Annotated in this window: 1 protein-coding gene and 1 pseudogene; one reads left to right on the top strand and one right to left on the bottom strand. The window is 68.7% G+C overall.

Features of this window, described 5'->3' with window-relative positions; translation table 11 throughout:
• Positions 1-223 (bottom strand): annotated as a pseudogene (locus KZA10_RS16590) (AraC family transcriptional regulator); the annotation flags it as partial.
• Positions 224-277: 54 nt separating this feature from the next.
• Between KZA10_RS16590 and KZA10_RS16585 the strand changes: the two are divergent.
• Positions 278-774, top strand: a 497-nt coding sequence (locus tag KZA10_RS16585) for an MFS transporter (RefSeq protein WP_218683446.1), incomplete at its 3' end; no start/stop codon positions are given.

The following is a 774-nucleotide window of genomic DNA, read 5'->3' as shown; positions in this document are numbered from 1 at the left end:
CCCACGCCATGCGCGTCGATGGCGCGATCCAGGCCCCGTCGTCGGTGAGCAGTGAGAGCACTCCCGAAGCTGCATGCACCAGGTGCCCGAGCGGATGGGCATGGCGCGGTGAGGTCTCGGCGTGCGCGAAGCGGTAGGCGCCCTCCATCGGCAGAGTGGCGAGGGCGTCGAAGTCGACCAGGCTCAGATCGACGAGCCGAGCGGATTGGCGTGTATTCGACATCGCGTTGCAGTTTACGTGTTTTCTGATGCGGTGCCCGGGTGCTGGACTCGAAGCATGACCACGACGCACGAGCCGCTCGACACCACCCCGACCCCGCTGACCACGCCGTCGGCTCGTCACGGCGGCGTCCTGTTCGGGGTCTTCGTGGGCGTCGGGCTGCTGTTGATCGCGCTGAATCTCCGGATGGGCGTCGCCTCGGTCGGCCCGGTGCTCCCGGCGATCGAGCGCGACCTCGGCATCCCCTCCGCGGCGGCAGGTCTGCTGACGACGATCCCCGTGTTCGCCTTCGGTGCCTTCGCCTTCCTCACCCCCACGCTGACCCGCCGGATCGGGCTGCATCGGCTGCTCGCGCTGACGATGGTCGTCGTGGCGGTCGGCATCGGCAGCCGCCTCCTCGACTCTCCGGTGGCGCTCTTCGGCGGCACGGTGCTGGTCGGCGCGGGTATCGCGGTCGCGAACGTCTGCATGCCCGCGGTGATCAAACAGGACTTCGCGCACCGTCTCGGTCTGATGATGGGGCTGTATTCCACGGCGCTGTTCGTGGGCGCTGC

The sequence above is a fragment of the Microbacterium sp. BF1 genome (genome assembly GCF_019279095.1).
Taxonomy (GTDB): Bacteria; Actinomycetota; Actinomycetes; order Actinomycetales; family Microbacteriaceae; genus Microbacterium; species Microbacterium maritypicum.
Note: the sequence above shows the minus strand (reverse complement) of the source record. Positions and strands in the feature narration are given on the sequence as shown.